The sequence below is a fragment of the Burkholderia sp. F1 genome, assembly GCF_050813845.1.
In the GTDB taxonomy this organism is placed as follows: Bacteria; Pseudomonadota; Gammaproteobacteria; order Burkholderiales; family Burkholderiaceae; genus Burkholderia; species Burkholderia ubonensis.
The window spans coordinates 590048-607448 of sequence record NZ_CP172421.1 but is presented as its reverse complement, the minus strand read 5'-3'; the positions used below and the strand labels follow the sequence as shown (position 1 = coordinate 607448).

Sequence of the window (17401 nt, the reverse complement as noted above, 5' to 3'; positions counted from 1 at the left end):
CGCGCACCTTCCGGTGCGCGGCGTTTTTTATCGTCCGGGAGGACGGACGCATCGCGCCCGTCGCAACCGGCCAACCCGCATTACGCGGCGGCGATCGCCTCGCGTGCGCTGGCGAGCGCCGCACTCTGCGCATCCGGCCCCAGGTTCAGGCCTTCCGCATGAATGAAGTTCACGTCGGTCATGCCGAGGAAGCCGAGGAACGTGCGCAGGAACGGGGTCTGGCTGTCGTTAGGCGTGCCGAGGTACTTGCCGCCGCGCGCCGTCACCACGTGCACCTTCTTGCCCTTGATCAGGCCTTCCGGGCCGTTCTCGGTGTAGCGGAACGTGACGCCGGCGCGTGCGATCCAGTCGAAGTACGTCTTCAGCTGCGACGAGATGCCGAAGTTGTACATCGGCGCGCCGATCACGATGACGTCTGCCGCTTGCAGCTCGGCGATCAGCGCATCGCTCTTCGCGACGATCGCATTTTGCTCCGCGCTGCGCTGGTCGGCCGGCGTGAAGAACGCGCCGAGCACGGATTCGTCGAGATGCGGCAGCGCATCGGCCAGCAGATCGCGGACCACGACCTTCGCGCCGGGGTTCGATTGTTGCAGCTTTGCCGTCAGTTCATTGGCCAGCAGCGTGGACTGCGCGCCTTGCGTACGCGCTGCGGAATTGATTTGCAGAATGGTCGTCATGTCGGGCTCCAGTTGGTCTGCGCTTGTGCAGCGCGAGTGACGCCATTGTGCTCGGCGCCCTCATCCCGAAAAAGCAGGTTCAGGGCGACGGATTGTTGCAGCAGCAGAACAATGCCTGATTGAGCCCTCATTGCGCCCTGATTGCTGGAGCCCGCCCGCTCAGCCCTTCAGCCAGGCTTCCCGCGCGGTGCGCTGCGCCGCCGGCTTCGCCGCGGCGGTGAGCTTGTAGCGCGCAACCTCGGGGCCGTCGAGCTTCAGCTTCGCGGTGCGCAGCTCGTCGCGGCGGAATGCGTGAATCTCGACCTTGTCGCCCGGCCGGTAGCGCGCGAGCAGCGCATCGAGGTTCGTGCCGGTCACGCGCAGCCCGTCGAGCGCGATCAGCGTGTCGCCGGCCGACAGCCCCGCGCGGTACGCGGCGCCGCTCTCGTAGACTGCCGCCAGCGTGCAGTCCGCGCCGCCGCGCAGGCGCGCGCCGATCGTCGGCTTCGCCTGCGCGCCGTTCACGCCAAGATCCGGCTCGAGGGTCACGCCGAACGGCGCGAGCAGGTCGGCGAGCGACAGGTCGCGCGTGCCGTGCACCGCATCGGCGTACAGGCGGCCGAGCGCGACGCCGGTCGCTTCCTCGATCAGCGCCGCGACTTCATCCTCGCCGACGCCGGCCTGCTTGCCGTGATAGAAGTCGCGGCCGTAGCGCTGCCACAGCAGCCGCATCACGTCGTCGAGCGACTTGCGCTGGCGAGTCTGCGCGCGAATCGCGAGATCGAACGCGAGCGCGACGAGCGAACCCTTCGTGTAGTAGCTGACGATCGCATTCGTCGCGTTCTCGTCCTGCCGGTAGTACTTGATCCACGTGTCGAACGAGCTTTCGGCGACGCTCTGCTTCAGGCGGCCGGTGCCGCGCTGCACGCCGCCGATCGTGCGGCCGAGCGCCGCGAAATATTCGGCCTGCGACATCAGCCCGCTGCGCACCAGCATCAGGTCGTCGTAATACGACGTGAAGCCTTCGAACAGCCACAGCAGCGACGTGTAGTTTTCCTGCGCGAGGTCATACGGCACGAAGGCCGCCGGCTTGATGCGCTTCACGTTCCACGTGTGGAAGTACTCGTGGCTGCACAGGCCGAGATACGTGCGATAGCCTTCCGACGCTTCCGGGCGGCCCTTCACCGGCAGATCGGTGCGATTGCAGATCAGCGCGGTCGAGGCGCGATGCTCGAGGCCGCCGTAGCCGTCGCTGACCGCGAGCGTCATGAACACGTAGCGGTCCATCGGCGCCTTCTTCGACTTCGGCTCGAACAGCGCGATCTGCGCTTCGCACACGCGCTTCAGGTCGGTGCGCAGCCGCTCCATGTCGAGCTGCGTCACGCGCCCCGCGACCACGATGTCGTGCGGCACGCCGTGCGCGTCGAACGTGCCGAGCGCAAATTCGCCGATCGTCACCGGATGATCGACGAGCTCGTCATAGTTCGATGCGCGATACGCGCCGAACGCGTAGCGCTTCGTGCCGCGCGCCTCCGGCAGCGCGGTTGCGACGCGCCACGTGCGGAGCGCCGTGCCCGCGGGCTTCGCGATCTCCACCTCGCACGGCGCATCCTCGTGGCCGACGGCGCCCAGGAACACCGCCGTGCCGTTGAAGAAGCCGCCCGTGTCGTCGAGGTACGCGGAGCGCACCGACAGGTCCCACGCGTAGACGTCGTAGCGCAGCGTCAGCGCGCCCTGCACCGGCGCGGCCTGCCAGCTGCGCTTGTCGGTCTTCGCGATGCGCACCTTGCGGCCGGCCTCGTTGAACGCCTGCAGCGTCACGATATTGCGCGCGAACTCGCGCACGAGGTAGCTGCCCGGAATCCACACCGGCAGTGAGAACCGCTGCCCTTCGGGGTCGGGATCGGCGACCGTCACCGACACCTCGAACAGGTGCGCGGCAGGATCTTTCGGGGCAATCGAATAGCGGATCGGCGTTTTCATCGTCGGAATCGGTCGGGGAGGCGGCGTCAGAAACGACGAGAGGCGCCGGGCAGAAACCCCGTGCGCCCCTCGCCGGCCGGGCCTGGCGGCCCGGCGCATCAATCGGTTACTTGTTCGAAGCGAGCGCCTGATTCAACTGCTCGGCGGACACGGCGCCCGGCAGGCGGCGGCCGTCCGGCAGGAAGATCGTCGGCGTGCCGGTGACGTTCATCCCGCGGCCGAGCGCGAGGTTCTTGTCGAGCGCGCTCGTGTCGCAGCTCGCGGCACTCGTCGGCACGCGATGGTCGAGCATCCAGCCCTCCCACGTCTTCGCGCGGTCGGTCGCGCACCAGATCGCCTTCGACTTCGCGGTCGAATCCGGCGACAGCACCGGATACAGGAACGTATAGACCGTCACATTGTCGACCGACTGCAGCGTCGTCTCGAGCTTCTTGCAGTACGGGCAGTTCGGATCGGAGAACACGGCGATCTTGCGCGCGCCGTTGCCCTTCACGACCTTGATCGCATTGGCGAGCGGCAGGCTCGCGAAGTCGATCTTGTTGATTTCGGCGAGGCGCGCCTCGGTCAGGTTCTTGCGCGTCTTCGTGTCGACGAGATCGCCGAGCAGCACATAGTCGCCGGACGCGTCGCTGTAGATGATCTGCGAGCCGAGATTCACTTCGTACAGGCCGGCGACCGGCGATTTCGCCACGCTCTTGATCGGCGCGTCGCTGCCGAGACGGGTCTGCAGCGTCGCTTTCAGCTTGTCGGTGGTCTGGTCAGCCTGCGCGGTGCAGCCCAGCGTCGCCGCGGCGACGGCCAGCGCCAGCGAGGCGATGCGGATCGTTTTTTTCATCGAGGTCTTCCTTCAGCTCATTCGGAGTGCACGGCACAGTGTACGCCGTAACGGAACCGACTCCGACCCGGGAAGTGTACGAAGGTTCGCTCAACCCAGCGCGGCCGACACGAGCCAGCGCTTGACGAGCGGCTGCGCGCCGACGAACGCCATGCCCGCGTTGCGCACCGCCTTCGCGAACGGGCCGGGCGCCGCGAACAGCCGCTGCAGGCCGTCGGTCGCGATCATCAGCGCGCGGATGTCCTCGCGGCGCGACCGCTCGTAGCGGCGCAGCAGCACGGTATCGCCGAGGTTGCGGAAGCTCTCCTTGCTTGCGATCGCATCGGCGAGCGCGGCGACGTCGCGCAGCCCGAGGTTCATCCCCTGGCCCGCGAGCGGATGGATCAGGTGCGCGGCGTCGCCGACCAGCGCGACGCGCGGCGCGATCAGCTTGTCGACGGTCTGCAGCGCGAGCGGGAAGCCGGCCGCCGGCGTCACGCATTCGAGCGTGCCGACCTGCCCGTGCGAGACCCGCTCGACTTCGGCCGCGAGCTGCGCGGGATCGAGCGTCAGCAACTGGTCCGCATGCGCGGTGTGCGCCGACCAGACGAGCGACACGTGGCCGTCCGGCAGCGGCAGCAGCGCGACGATCTCGCCGTCGCGGAACCATTGATACGCGGTCTCGCGGTGCGGCAGCGACGCCTTGAAATTCGCGACGACGCCCGTCTGCCGGTAGTCGCGCCGCTCCACCTTGGCCCCCATTTGCGAGCGGACCCACGAATGCGCGCCGTCCGCGCCGACGACCAGGTCGGCTTCGAGCACCTGCCCGGACGACAGCGTGAGCACGGCCGCGTCGTCGCGCACGTCGAAACCCTGCGCGCGCGCGTCGAACCACGTCAGGTTCGGCTGGAACCGCAGCGCGGCGTCGAGCGAGGTCTCGATCAGCGACGATTCGACGATCCACGCGAGCTGCGGCACCGACGCCTGGTACGCGGAGAAATGGAGTTCGGCGTGCGCGTCGCCGTGGACGCGCATGTCGTAGACGGGGGCAAGCCGGCCGTGATCGAGCGCCTGCCAGACGCGCAGCCGTTCGAGCAGCGCCTGCGAGCTGGACGACAGCGCGTAGATGCGCGTGTCGAACGCGAGGTCGGCGGGGCGCGGCGTCGCCGGCTGGGCGAGCAACGCGGTCTTGTAGCCGGATTGGGTCAGCGCGAGCGCGGCCGTCTTGCCGACGAGCCCGCCGCCGACCACGGCGACGTCGAAGGTGTGGTGGGCAGTCATGGCGGGCATTATAGCCGCGGGGCCAAACCCTTACGCGGCCGGACTTTGCGGGAAATCAGGGGAATCGTCGGATAGCGCCGTCGCGGACGGTCGCGCGGCGCCGTCCGTTCGGCCGATGCCCGGAAACCGCCGCGGCGGCACGGTACAATAGCGCCTTTGAACGCCGGCTCGTCGCGCGATGCGACGGCCGCCCCCTTGTCCCGCGCCGCCGCGCCCCGCCCGGCCGCGCCGCTTCACCCGTTCGAAGGATTCCATGAGCCTCAAATGCGGCATCGTCGGCTTGCCCAACGTCGGCAAGTCCACCCTGTTCAATGCGCTGACCAAGGCCGGCATCGCCGCCGAGAACTATCCGTTCTGCACGATCGAGCCGAACGTCGGCGTCGTCGAAGTGCCGGACACGCGCCTGAAGGCGCTCGCCGAGATCATCAACCCCGAGCGCGTCGTGCCGGCCGTCGTCGAATTCGTCGACATCGCGGGCCTCGTCGCGGGCGCGAGCAAGGGCGAAGGTCTCGGCAACCAGTTCCTCGCGAACATTCGCGAAACCGACGCGATCACGCACGTCGTGCGCTGCTTCGAGGACGAGAACGTCATCCACGTCGCCGGCAAGGTGAGCCCGATCGACGACATCGAGGTGATCAATACCGAACTCGCGCTCGCCGACCTCGGCACCGTCGAGAAGGCACTCACGCGCTACTCGAAGGCCGCCAAGTCGGGCAACGACAAGGAAGCGGCGAAGCTCGTCGCGGTGCTCGACAAGGTGCGCGCGCAACTCGACCAGGGCAAGGCCGTGCGCGGCCTCGCGCTGTCCGACGACGAACAGGCGCTGCTCAAGCCGTTCTGCCTGATCACCGCGAAGCCGGCAATGTACGTCGCGAACGTGAAGGACGACGGCTTCGAGAACAACCCGCACCTCGACGCGGTACGCAAGTACGCGGAAAGCGAGAACGCGCCGGTCGTGGCGGTGTGCGCGGCGATCGAGGCGGAAATCGCCGATCTCGACGACGCGGACAAGGAAGCGTTCCTCGCCGACATGGGCATGGACGAGCCGGGCCTCGACCGCGTGATCCGCGCGGGCTTCAAGCTGCTCGGCCTGCAGACCTACTTCACCGCGGGCGTGAAGGAAGTGCGCGCGTGGACGATCCACGTCGGCGATACGGCCCCGCAGGCGGCCGGCGTGATCCACACCGACTTCGAGCGCGGCTTCATTCGCGCGCAGACGATCGCGTTCGACGACTTCATCGCGTACAAGGGTGAACAGGGCGCGAAGGAAGCCGGCAAGATGCGCGCGGAAGGCAAGGAATACGTCGTGCATGATGGCGACGTGATGAACTTCCTGTTCAACGTCTAAACAAATTGTCCCGTCCAGGGGCATCTACAGCGATCTAAGACTCCCCTCAAGCCCGCCTCCAGCGGGCTTTTTTCTTTCCAAGCTTGCCAATCGCATCCATCCCCCTCCAAGTGGAATCCGGGTAACGAACCGGGTATGATCCACCATAACTCAGAAAAAACCGGGTATAGGTGGCACAATGCTCAACGATACGCAATGCCGAAACGCAAAGTCGAAGGACAAGCCCTACAAGCTCACGGATGGCAAAGGGCTCTACCTTGAAGTCAAACCGCAGAACAAGGGGAAGATCTGGCGATATCGCTACGAGCTAGGTGGCAAGGAGAGCACATACACTATCGGAGACTATCCGGCCATAAGTCTTGCTGATGCACGACAAGAACGGCAACGTGCTCGTGACTTGGTGAAACAGGGGAAGAATCCCGCTCATGAGCGACAGGCTGATCGTGTCCGCCGGGAATTGGCGAATGCCGTTACATTCGAAGTAGTCGCGAAAGAATGGCTGGCCATGAAGGACTGGCAAAAGAATACAAAGGCCCGACGGCTTGACACCCTAGAACGCGTTGTGTTTCCGTCAATTGGCAAGCTGCCCGTGAGCAGCATCACTCCCGCTCACATCCTGAAAATTTTGCAACACGCGTCCGAAAAGAACGGCCCAACCGTGGCTGCCGAGGCCAAACGAGCGATGTCCGGTGTATTTGAACTAGCGATTGCGACACTACGGGCAGAGGTTGACCCCGTGCATCCGGTACGGAAAGCGTTGCCACCCAATAAGACTCAACATAAGCGCCCATTGGGGACGGCAGAGATAGGGCAACTTATGCGGGATCTCGCGAGCTACGATGCCAACTATCAGACCACCGCGGCTTTCAGACTGATGTGGCTGACTCTTTGCCGGCCGAATGAAGTTGTCGAGGCCAAATGGGACGAGTTTGACCTAGACATTGGTATCTGGCGCATTCCGGCGGGAAGAATGAAAATGAGAGCGGAACATATTGTTCCCCTGCCAAGGCAGGCTATTGAGTGTCTCAAAGCCCAGCGCGCGCTTCATGATGCTATCGGGAATGAGCAGTTTGTTTTCCCCAACCGTGACGACAGGTCAAGACCGATGACCACGGCAGCTCTCCGCCAAGCGCTAAAGACGCTAGGTTGGTCGGGAAAGTACAGCCCGCACGCGACCCGCACCACTGGCAGCACCCAACTGAACGAACGTGGCTACCCGTCCGACTGGATCGAACGCCAACTCGCGCATATCGACCAGAACAAAGTCAGAGGGACATATAACCACGCTGCTCACCTTGAGAACCGTGCAAAAATGATGCAGACGTGGGCAGATACCCTCGACGCACTTCGCGACGGCGCGACGGTCATTGCAGGTCAGTTCCGCAGAGCAGTCGGTTAGATTTTCGAAATCGAATCTTGGAGATGACCCGCTTTCGTGGACACGATCTATCCTAACAAGGAGGAGGCACGGGTCAATGGACAATGCTCGCACCTTCTCGGCCTGCAGCGGCAGCAGCGTTGATTTTGGCAATCCTGCTCGGCTGCGGTTCTTCGTCATGCTTTGACCCGCCTATGACTTTCCCCGCACCTGACGAGTTCCATGGCCTCGCCGTTCATGCAAATCGAGATTCGTGCGATCTATGTGACCATACTCGCCATCAAGGGAGATTGTGCGGGTTCTCGAAAACCTCCCACTGGGCTCCATCGAACCGAGCGAGTCTCCGAGACGCCAACACCCATAAAACGCCGTCCTTCGCTTCGATAGTCGTAACACCGTCGAGGGAGAATTTATCGCTTACCATCAACCTTTGCGGACCGTTCTCGTCAAGTTCATAGATGCCGTCGCCGGCACCAATGAAAAGCCGATCGTTGAACCATGCAAGTGAATAAAAATCGATACTGAGACTCTTGCGGGCTACAGCGCTAAAGCCGGACTGGATACTACCCTTGAGTAGAGTTCCTTTGCTTCCAGCAACCCAGACCGTGTCTGCTGAGACCGGCAGCACGCAATTGAGATGCGCTGCCGTTGTTTTTGGCATTTCTCTCCAACTCGCACCATCAAAGAATGCCATGTATCCGTCATTGCCGACTACGTAGATAGATTCTTCATCTAGGCCATTGATGTCTGTTAAACCAATTGTTTCGCCCGTGGATTTGGTCAACGCCGCGAGCAACTCGCTGGGATCTTCAATGCTGCCGATGTCAGCCCGTTTCTGGAGTATCTGGGCGTCAATATGCACCCAACCAGAAGGTGCACTTCGCCGGTAGACTTGGCCAACATATCCGCAAACATAAAGGTGGGTGCCAATTTCGCGGATGCGAGTAACGTTTCCGTAATTGGGCGATGACGGATCAAGGCCCGCATCTGCAATCTTTTCGGTTACCGAGCCTTCCCGACTGTAGCATTCGACGTCACCCTGCTCGCTCAATGCATAGATCTTGCGAACACTATTTGGCGCGGGCTCGGGATAGCAGGTGGACACCACACGCCACGCAGGCAGGTCATGGTAGAACCATTTGTCGGCCGTTTGACCTTGATAGAACACCATCCGCGACACAGGAGTGTCTTCGGTCTTTTCCAGTTCGTCCAAAGTACTGGACAGGTAGAACATGTCTCGGTTGATTGCACAGCCAACACCGAACGTCAGCTTCGTCTTTTGCTTTGCCATTGCAATGCCGTCGCGCGCGTGATGGTGGCCGCCGATCTGTTACACAGTACCCGGATGACCAAGCACTCGCAAACCGTGCGCAGCAGCCGCTCGACGCCCAGCGCCTCCGTCGCATCCGGATCGAAGTACATGCGCGCGAACGGCACGCCCTTTGCGTTCCGTATTGGTCGCTCGCCGATTCTGCAAGGAATCAAATGAGGCTCGAAATCAGGTGACAGCCGCAGGTTGCTCGGTGACCATGCCGTGCAATCGGTATGCCGTCGTCCGTCATCGATGAATCGCCCTCCTCGATCACGTTGGGCGATAGGTCGGGATGTTGCGGACAAGACACCCGATCGCCTTTGCGAGCGACAAAGCGGCCATCGAAACGCATACTCGTTGAGCCAGTTTCGACCTTGCCGCCGTGGTCGGTATCATCGCCGACGCGGATGAGATTCATCATTTAATCAACCGGATATTCGCATTAAAAACTGAATGATTTAAGAAAGCACCGCAATCAATCTATTTTTTTGAAATAAACCCCAGACCTCTTTGTCTTAGGGGGGCGATACGCCTCCCCCCAAGTCGTGATGATCGGATTTTTGTTGAGTCGAACAAGCGAAAACAGACGCGCCTTGGGCTTGTAGACTTCAACGCCATATTCATTTTTAGAATCGCCATTTGAATAACTAACGAATCTGATGATTACACCACCTCCCACCGAATCCTTGCCTACAGAACAAATAATTTTCTCATCCTTCTGAAACCCCTCCCAAGAAACCGAACAACCTCCATTCGAGGAGATTTTCAGATTAATGTCCGTTATGACGGATTGCACCCCATCCCAGAACGAATTACTATACTCATAATCCCCCTCCCATACTTCACCCACCCCCTCAGAAAAACAAGGAGAAGATGCAGCAGCAAAAATTAAAAACAACAATCCATGTACATATTTCACCGAATAATTCCCCCTCATGAATTTCCAAACTAGCCCAGGCAGCCCGCGCTCATGCCTTTAGCATACTTATCGCGAAGTTTGCTCGATATCTGGTATTTCGTGATATACCCGACGTTTTCCGTATCGAATCCAGCATTCTGCCAATAAATTGGGTCATCGACCTCCTTCCCCTTCTTATTGATCTTCTTTTTATGGGCGATGATGTAATCGTTAGGCCTTCCAATTGCACTAGGATAGAAGATCATGCAATACACATCCTCCAATGTGTGCAATTGCCCCTGTCGCGGAATAAAATATTTTTTAACGTAATCCAATTGGTCGACGCTTGTCATTTTCGCAAGTTGAGCGGTAGTGGTTCCCAAACCAATAGCCGTATTAGGCATAAACTGTATAAGCCCGACCGCACCACTACCCGCCGCATTTGGTATGTCCGCCCTAAACGACTCCCCGGTTTCAAAGGCCATAGCAGACATTAGGTAACTTGGATTTATGCCCAACTCACCAGAAATACGAATCACTTTTTGCTTAAACTCACTCGACACTTTTGCGCCCCAAGCAATCTTTCCAGTGACCTCCACATTACTGACAAAATTCCCAATCAAACCAATCGGATGAAGATGCCATGGCACCGGGTCCTGCGGGAAGCCCTTCACACCTTGGACCTGTTCCCACCACTGGAGCTTCTTGATTCGCTCCATCTCGTTCCGCCATTTCCAAGGCACGAGCTTCATATGGGGCAAGATCTCTTCCCACTTCCCCATATTGCCGCCCCACTCGCTCTCGCTCTTCACGATCAAGTGCGAAATCGCTTCGGCCAACCACTCCGTCTGCTGCGCAGCCGCCAGTTCCTCCGCCGTCACGTTGCCGTCACGATTGCGATCGATTGCCTTCTCCAGCTTCTGGACGAGCTCGCTGGTGGCCAACTGATCAGCACTCGGCTTGAAAGCTTGCTGGTCGTCACCCATTGCCAGTCCCGCGACGAACAGATATCGCTTGAACATGTCGACCGGCTTGATCGAACTGTTGTCAGCCAGATCGAATCCTGGCCAATCCCACGGGCCGCACAGATTCGCCTTTGGATGGTCTTCTTCACGCACCCAGCCTTGACGCGTCCCGCCCTCCTTCGTGCCAACCGTCACATTCCACCAGCGCTTGGCTTTCCCGCTCGTGTCCTTCTCTTCTCTCGCAAAATTCTGCACCTCAAATTTGTCGAGATCCGTCAGCCGGAATACGACGCGGAAATCCGTCCCCGGACCATTCGCGCGGCTCACCTTCAGCGGAAAATCTCTCCAGCCCTGGACTGCGCCTGTTGTCATCTGATTGACCAGACCGCTGTCGACCCAGAACGGATCGCCGGTCGATGTTTCGATCGGTGTCGGCTTCTTCGCAGGCTTCGACTTGGACTTCCCTTTGCCAGTCGCGGCCGGGGCTGGCTGTGCCGCAGGCATCGTCACGATCTTCGGCTGCACCTTGACCCAATGCGATTTCGGGTCGCTAACCGGCGCCAGCTTCAATCCAGCTTTCTCAAGGGTGTAATCCGGGCGCGGAATTTCCGTCACCAGCTTTGCACCCGCCAGGATTTCCAGAAACGCATTGTCCGTCAAATCTCTCGCTCGAGCCTGACTCTTCTTGATGAACTTGGGTAGATCAGATCCCGCGAATACCTCGATATGCAGCAGCGGCCGATTCGGTTGCGGCGGTGTGAGTTTCGCTTCCCTGTAGCGCTGATATTGGCCGACATGTGCGATCACTTCACCGGCCTCGACCGGATGCGGCTTTTTCAATACGACCACCGTATCGACCGGACCGGACTGGCTAACAGGCTCCAGTTCCTTCACGAATACGTAACCCCACGGAAGATGCTCTGAGGGTTGTTGCCCTACGATCGGACCAACCGGTTGACCGGACTTGATCTTCCCAATCTTTGCCCAGCCGGGCGTGCCGCCGTTGTCGGTTTCGTCCACGGTCAGTTCCGAGCCTGTCGGCAACAAACCGAGAATCTTCCCGTTGGGCGTAATGCGCACCCGAATGCCCGGGATCGGCTCCGGAGGAGCCTCATCCGCCTCCCGCTGCTCCGGTGACAGCTTGCTCATGTCGAAATCAGCGTTGATCAAATCGCCGAGCACATCGTGATCGATCGGTTTCGGTTTCGGAGCCCCCTGCTTATCCTTGTCCCGCACCCGATAATGGCGGTCAGCCTCCCAATACAACATGGGCTTGATCTGCGGCGCCTTGGGATCGGGTTTCGCCGTCTTGGCCTGATCGAACGCCGCCTTATAGCTCGCCCAATCGAGTGTATGCATGTACAAACTGAAGAACGTCAACGTCTCGTCGGGTGGCGGACTTGCCGGAGCTGGTGGCGTCGCGGCCGCCCCTGACGCGCCGGACGGTGCCGACGCTCCATTGGGTGCAGCTGGCTTTTGCGACGCCGGTGCCGCTTTCGAGGGTGCCGGGTCCGGCTTCTTCGGCACCGGCGGCAGTTGCAGGGTATGTCGGACCAGCACAAAGCCCGTCGAGTACAACGCGAAACGCTTGTCCTGGTAGGCCAGCTCCGGATATTTCGAGTCGAGTCGGTACGCGACAACTTCGCCGTTCGCGATCGCGCGCACGCCCTCCTCCTGTTTCAGGACCTTGCCCGTCTTCTGATCGAAGTGAATGCCGCCATGCCAGATGCCGCTCGCTCCTAGCGGATAAAAACCATCCTCGGCAGACGCGAGCGCCTTCATGTAGGTCATCGGGTCCGCCGCGTCCTCTTTACCGGCGGGCGAAAACGGAAAACTCCACGCAAGGGGTTTATAAGCGGGTTGATCCCGCGCTGGAGCCGGCCCCGCTGGCTTCGGTCCGGGCGCGGGCTGCTTTGGCGGTTGCTGGGAAGGATGCTTTTTCGTCATGGTGTCTCGAATCGGTGCTAGCAATCGCTAGTCTGAATACTCGGTCGGCCTGCAATCAGCCGGAGAAATCATCTGCGTAACCGCCGCGCGGTGACACCGGCGTGCCGTGGAGCGGGTCGCGCAGCGTCATGGTCGACGCGCCAGGCTTGTCCCACGACGCGCATTTCTCGAGAATCTGGCCCGACGTGCCGTTCTCGATCATGTTCGGCGTGATCTTGATGTATGAGCCACCCACATTCAGGATCAGTTCCTTTTCCGCCCGCAGAATCAGTCGCCCACTTGCGCTCTCGACCTTGACATCCAGTTGCGCCAGCAGCGTCAGCTCATCATTCTGGGCCTGAATTTCGATGGGCCCTTTGGTCGCAAAGATCTTGATCCCGAGGTTTTGTGCGAACAGGCTGATCTTGTCCATCACGCTCGCGAGCAGCGATTTCCCTGCCGCCAAATTGACATTTTTGCCCGCCACCAAGTTGACCTGCTGGTTCGCCGACGCGTGAACCGACTGCTGGGTAGACAATCCGACGCCCGCAGGACTCGACAGCAGCAGCGCCGGCTTCGAAAACCCATTGGCGCTACCCGTTCCGCCGCCTGCCGTGCGACCGCCCTTCGTTGAACCCGGCACACTATGCTGGGTCATCTCGGTAAACTCCTTCAGCGCGTTGCTGCCGTCTTGCAAGCTTTCGGCCCGATTGGTTTCGCTCGCCTGCGAAACCGTGTCGAAGACGGCCTCGGCCGCCGCGAGTTGATCGGTAGCAGGCGACACGTTCATCGGTTGCACCGCGGCCGGATGCGTCGAAATCGACAAGCCCTGGACAGCGCGAATCGCACCGTGCGCCTCGGATTTGAGATCGAAGCCGCTGCCGACGAAGGCCCCACGCGTGTTGTCCGATTGCTCGATCAAATAGCCCAGATGGAGGTGCGACGCGTAACTCGTCGTGTAGAGCTGCGCCCGGTTCTGGCCGGTCGAGTCATCCAGCACCAACTGATTGAAACCGTCGCCGCCGTACTCGCGCGACCGCAGGCCGGACAACACGCCGTGCGTGTGCCAGACGGGCATCGTCTCGCCGCCATGCAGCCTCGATATGACCACTGGACGGTCACAGTCCCCATTCACGAATCCGACCAGGACTTGATCGCCCTTGCGGAGCGGGAAATAGCCGCCGCGCTTTGCGCCCGCATCCGGCATCGCCGCGCGTATCCATGCCGACGCTTTTTCGTCACGAGTCTTGCGGCTATACGTCATCCAGACTTTGACCCGGTTGCCGTCGTCCGTATAGATTTCCTCGTTGCCCGGCGCGCTGACAATCCCCGTCTGCAAATGCATCTCTGGCTTGCGATGCTCGAACGGGCTGCGAAACGGGGCGCGACGGCGCTGCGCCTCGATCTCCACCCGAATGAACCCGACACCGCCGTCCGTGTGACGCACGTTCGTCCCGGCGCCTGCGGCCTTGGCCTGCTCGACCTGCGCGCGCAGGCTCTGCGGAAAGCGTGCAAGCGTTTCCATACCCGGCACGTTGTTCTGGATCAGCCAGTCGCTCGCGAGGATCGCCAGTTCGCGATCCTCGGCGGGCAATGCGTCGAATTCCGGATGACCGGTCAACTTGAACCAGTAGCCTGGCAACGCGTAACGCGGGCTTCCGACTGCGAAATACCGCTTCGCACGCGATGCCCACTCATCAGTGCGGATGCGCGCCTCCTGATCACCCATGTCGCTGTCGGCCCAGCGTTGCGACCCGGTGTACAGGTAGTCCTCCCCCTGTCCGGGCAACTCGTCGGTATTCAGCGCGGGCATGCTGACCTGCTTGTCCAGGTCCGGCCGCTTGTAGTCGGCCGTGCCGATCGTGAGCGTTGCGCTTTGCACTTCCTGCTGTTCACTGAATTGCGTCAGCCCATCGAATTCTTCCGCCGTACCCGCGCGGCTGAACATCATCTCCGATTGAGGCAACGACGGAGCAAAATACAAATCGTCCGAGATCACGACCGTATGCGATTTGCCGTCTTTTGCGAAATCGAAGCGCGGGAATACGCCGACCTCCTCCATGCTCCGGTGCACGAAATTCCAGTCCGTTTCCCACTGCACGCGATGCGAATACGAACGAATCGGCGAGCGCAGATCGAACTTGTAGTGGCCTTGCGCCTGTGGATGCTTGTCGAACACGTCGGACAACACATGCTGGCCGGGTGCTTCCTGCCAGTCTCGGCGATCGCTGCTGAGCTTGAGGAAGCTGAGCCACGACGAAAACTGAAGCTGAAAATACGTGATGCCCCCATCACTGCCGAGCCGGCGGGCGCGTTGCACATTGCCGTGGATAGGCAAGTAGCCGCCATCGGTCTGCCGAATCCAGAGCGTGACGGGCTGGCGCATCAGCGCGTTGAGCTGGATCTTGTTGACCTGCGTCGACGCCGCGTCAACGACCACCTCAAAATTGCGCCCGAGCCGCGCGTTGATCGTGACGTACAGCGGCACCAGCCAATCTTCACCGAGTGGCGTGTCGAGCTTGGCAATACGATCAAGCTGCGCGTACCCGGTGTGCAGCGCCCTGTTCAGCGCATCAGAAACCATGCGGTTACCCTGTCTGTGGGTCGCACGCCGGTCTGCTCTCAGACACCCGACGCACGAAACTACGTAATATTATTGAAAGGCGATTATCCTGTCGCAAAAGAACAGGCATGCCCGATTCAGCATGCAAGGATAGCAAAATCGCCAGTAAAAGGTCGTAAGGCGCTCCGGCACAATCAAGTCTGGGCGATCGGATTTAACCAGGCTTAACAAGACGACTTCCCTATTTCTACGCCTCTTATACCCGCACGGCCTCATGCCGTCGTTTTCGGCGTGTCACTTCGGTGCTTGTAATACTGATGAAATAGCAGCGGGCACACCAATGTCCCTGCCGGATCGTGTTCGGTGTTGCATGCCATCGGTGGCCACGCGAGCATTCCCATTCCAGTCGAGTCGAACTGTTCGCATAGGTGTCTGAGATGCACTTCCCACCACGCTCCGCTGCGTGACGACGCATCACGTCAATACCCAGCTTCACGGCATCGCGACTGCACACTGAACACCAACGACCCCGAACAATGGCACCAGGAAACGCCCACCAACGATGGCCCTTCTGGCAAGCCCATTCTAGGCGGGTCGCAGTATTCCGGTAAGTTTCGGACAAGCAACGACCTCCATGCGCAGCAGCCAATTCGCGCATGAAACCAATCCCGAAGCGTTTTGCTTCGTGCCGGCACTGCGGGCACCAAGATCCCCGGAAGATCTTCGCGCCCTGCGTTTCCCATTCGTGCCCTTCGTGACATCGGAACCGGTAATACGCCTTGCTCCCCTCGTAGTCGAAAGCCAAACACACGCCGCCCTGGCTCCTGGCGCTCCGACGCAGCCGTGCCAGACCGTCCGCGAGGCGATATGCGTGCACCTTTTCCTGGTTCGCACAGATACGACACCAAGCACCTCTCACGACTTCTGCACCAGTGGTTTCCCATTCGTGCCCCTCTGCGCATCGAAAGCGGTAACGATCCGCCTGCTTGGTATAGATTGTCGACAGGCACTTGCCTCCATGGGCATAGGCGACCGCTTGTATGCGCTTCAATCCGTCTGGATCGGACATCAATTTGGCGTGACGTGCCCGCGCACACTGCACGCACCACGATCCCTTCAACAGGTTGCTGGCCGTCTTTTCGAAGATATGCCCCTCATGACAAACAAAACGGTAACGCGCATTGCGACCAGCGTAACGGTCGGACAGGCAGCGACCACCTGCTTTGCGAGCCACTCGGTCCAGATGCAGCAGAGCTTCCTGGTCACGGCAGGCTGGACACGTCACGAGCGTGTACAGCAGATGCGACCCGGAACGACTCAGCTCATGTCCTCGTCGACATCGGAATCGATATTGGGCATTCCACCCATGCCATTCCGATTCGAGAAGCTTGAGGCCGTAAGGCAACAGTGCTTGGCGTAATCTTTTCAGTTGGTCTACGGGCAACTTCGACAACTCCGCTTTGTCCGGCACCGGCGCCTTCCGCAGTGTTCTGCCGGTGCCTCGTATCTGTCAGGAATTTTCGTACGATAGCGCAAATCGACAGAACGGATCATTTGTTGCGATGCCCTTACTCCCCTCCCCTCTCATGTGATCGACTGGTACCGCTTCGGGACGCGAGCGGTGGCAATGTGAAACTGTCGAGCAGCGGTGCGAGCGAAGCATCTGACGCTCAAACGGTTCGAACGCACCGAAGCCTGTATTCCTCTAGGTCGGCGTGTGAATCAGAAATTTTTCCCGGTCTTGTCCGGCAATCCAACGAGGTGCACGTCCACGCCCACTCCAGACAGCGCCAGACGCAGGGTCTCGATATTTCGCGAGCGCTGGCGCGCGGCGTCTAACCCTACGAGTCTTACGTTGGATGTCAGCAAACAAGTCCTCCGGCGTCAGATCGAATTCAGCGATCATCTTCTGAATTTCCTTTACGATGCGCTGTACTTCATTCTTGCGCGCCAGTTCCGCCTGAACTTGAAGTGCGCGTATCTTGGCTTTCAGGTCCAGGTAGGTAATCACCTCAGTTCCTTTGGATTGTGCAATCATTTTAGCTAGTCGATTTGCGACCACTGCCATTACATTAACTTAGCAATACTTATAATAGTTAACTTAACGAATGCAGTGGTCGTTCAGAATAAAAAGCGCGATCGAGAGGGGAGATCGCGAACCGCCTGCGCTGAGAGCAAACTTGTCGCCGAAGACAGGCGGGGCCAGCGACAGAGGCTAGTTGTTCTTACGGGAATAGGCCGATCTGCTTGCTGCTTGATGACCCGGCCGCATGCCGA

13 protein-coding genes are annotated in these 17401 nt (G+C 60.4%); 2 read left to right on the top strand and 11 right to left on the bottom strand.

What is annotated here, in order from left to right:
• Positions 1-80: 80 nt before the first annotated feature.
• From ACFIMZ_RS02990 to ACFIMZ_RS02975, 4 genes are all read right to left on the bottom strand, one after another.
• Complete coding sequence (locus ACFIMZ_RS02990; RefSeq protein ID WP_084900354.1) at positions 81-677, bottom strand: FMN-dependent NADH-azoreductase; 597 nt, start codon at positions 675-677, stop codon at positions 81-83.
• Positions 678-836: 159 nt separating this feature from the next.
• Entirely contained in the window at positions 837-2639 is a 1803-nt protein-coding gene (locus tag ACFIMZ_RS02985; protein ID WP_431821331.1) for a M61 family metallopeptidase, read from the bottom strand.
• A gap of 106 nt (positions 2640-2745) precedes the next feature.
• Entirely contained in the window at positions 2746-3474 is a 729-nt protein-coding gene (locus ACFIMZ_RS02980; protein ID WP_431821330.1) for a DsbC family protein, read from the bottom strand.
• Positions 3475-3564: 90 nt separating this feature from the next.
• Entirely contained in the window at positions 3565-4743 is a 1179-nt protein-coding gene (locus ACFIMZ_RS02975) for a UbiH/UbiF family hydroxylase (RefSeq protein WP_431821329.1), read from the bottom strand.
• A gap of 244 nt (positions 4744-4987) precedes the next feature.
• Between ACFIMZ_RS02975 and ychF the strand changes: the two genes are divergently transcribed.
• Together ychF and ACFIMZ_RS02965 are read left to right on the top strand one after the other, a co-directional pair.
• On the top strand, positions 4988-6082 hold the full coding sequence (ychF, locus tag ACFIMZ_RS02970) for a redox-regulated ATPase YchF (RefSeq protein WP_029226615.1): 1095 nt from the start codon (positions 4988-4990) through the stop codon (positions 6080-6082).
• Between the two features lie 178 nt (positions 6083-6260).
• A complete protein-coding gene (locus ACFIMZ_RS02965) occupies positions 6261-7481 on the top strand; it encodes a tyrosine-type recombinase/integrase (RefSeq protein ID WP_431821328.1) in 1221 nt (406 codons plus the stop codon).
• A 259-nt stretch (positions 7482-7740) separates the two neighbouring features.
• On the opposite strand, the gene ACFIMZ_RS02960 is transcribed toward ACFIMZ_RS02965, so the two are convergent.
• The 7 genes from ACFIMZ_RS02960 to ACFIMZ_RS02930 all read right to left on the bottom strand — a co-directional run bounded on the left by ACFIMZ_RS02960 (position 7741) and on the right by ACFIMZ_RS02930 (position 17162).
• On the bottom strand, positions 7741-8751 hold the full coding sequence (locus ACFIMZ_RS02960; protein ID WP_431821327.1) for a hypothetical protein: 1011 nt from the start codon (positions 8749-8751) through the stop codon (positions 7741-7743).
• Positions 8727-8882 (bottom strand): hypothetical protein, encoded by a 156-nt coding sequence (locus ACFIMZ_RS02955; RefSeq protein WP_431821326.1) that lies wholly within the window; start codon positions 8880-8882, stop codon positions 8727-8729. Before ACFIMZ_RS02955 ends, ACFIMZ_RS02960 begins: the two co-directional genes overlap by 25 nt.
• Before the next feature lie 59 nt (positions 8883-8941).
• Positions 8942-9193, bottom strand: coding sequence for a PAAR domain-containing protein (locus ACFIMZ_RS02950; protein ID WP_431821325.1), 252 nt, complete (start codon positions 9191-9193; stop codon positions 8942-8944).
• 54 nt (positions 9194-9247) lie between these two features.
• Entirely contained in the window at positions 9248-9691 is a 444-nt protein-coding gene (locus ACFIMZ_RS02945; protein WP_431821324.1) for a DUF5991 domain-containing protein, read from the bottom strand.
• A gap of 29 nt (positions 9692-9720) precedes the next feature.
• On the bottom strand, positions 9721-12582 hold the full coding sequence (locus tag ACFIMZ_RS02940; protein ID WP_431821323.1) for a lytic transglycosylase domain-containing protein: 2862 nt from the start codon (positions 12580-12582) through the stop codon (positions 9721-9723).
• A 55-nt stretch (positions 12583-12637) separates the two neighbouring features.
• Entirely contained in the window at positions 12638-15145 is a 2508-nt protein-coding gene (locus ACFIMZ_RS02935; protein ID WP_431821322.1) for a type VI secretion system Vgr family protein, read from the bottom strand.
• Between the two features lie 1684 nt (positions 15146-16829).
• Positions 16830-17162, bottom strand: coding sequence for an H-NS histone family protein (locus ACFIMZ_RS02930; protein WP_431821321.1), 333 nt, complete (start codon positions 17160-17162; stop codon positions 16830-16832).
• Positions 17163-17401: the final 239 nt, after the last annotated feature.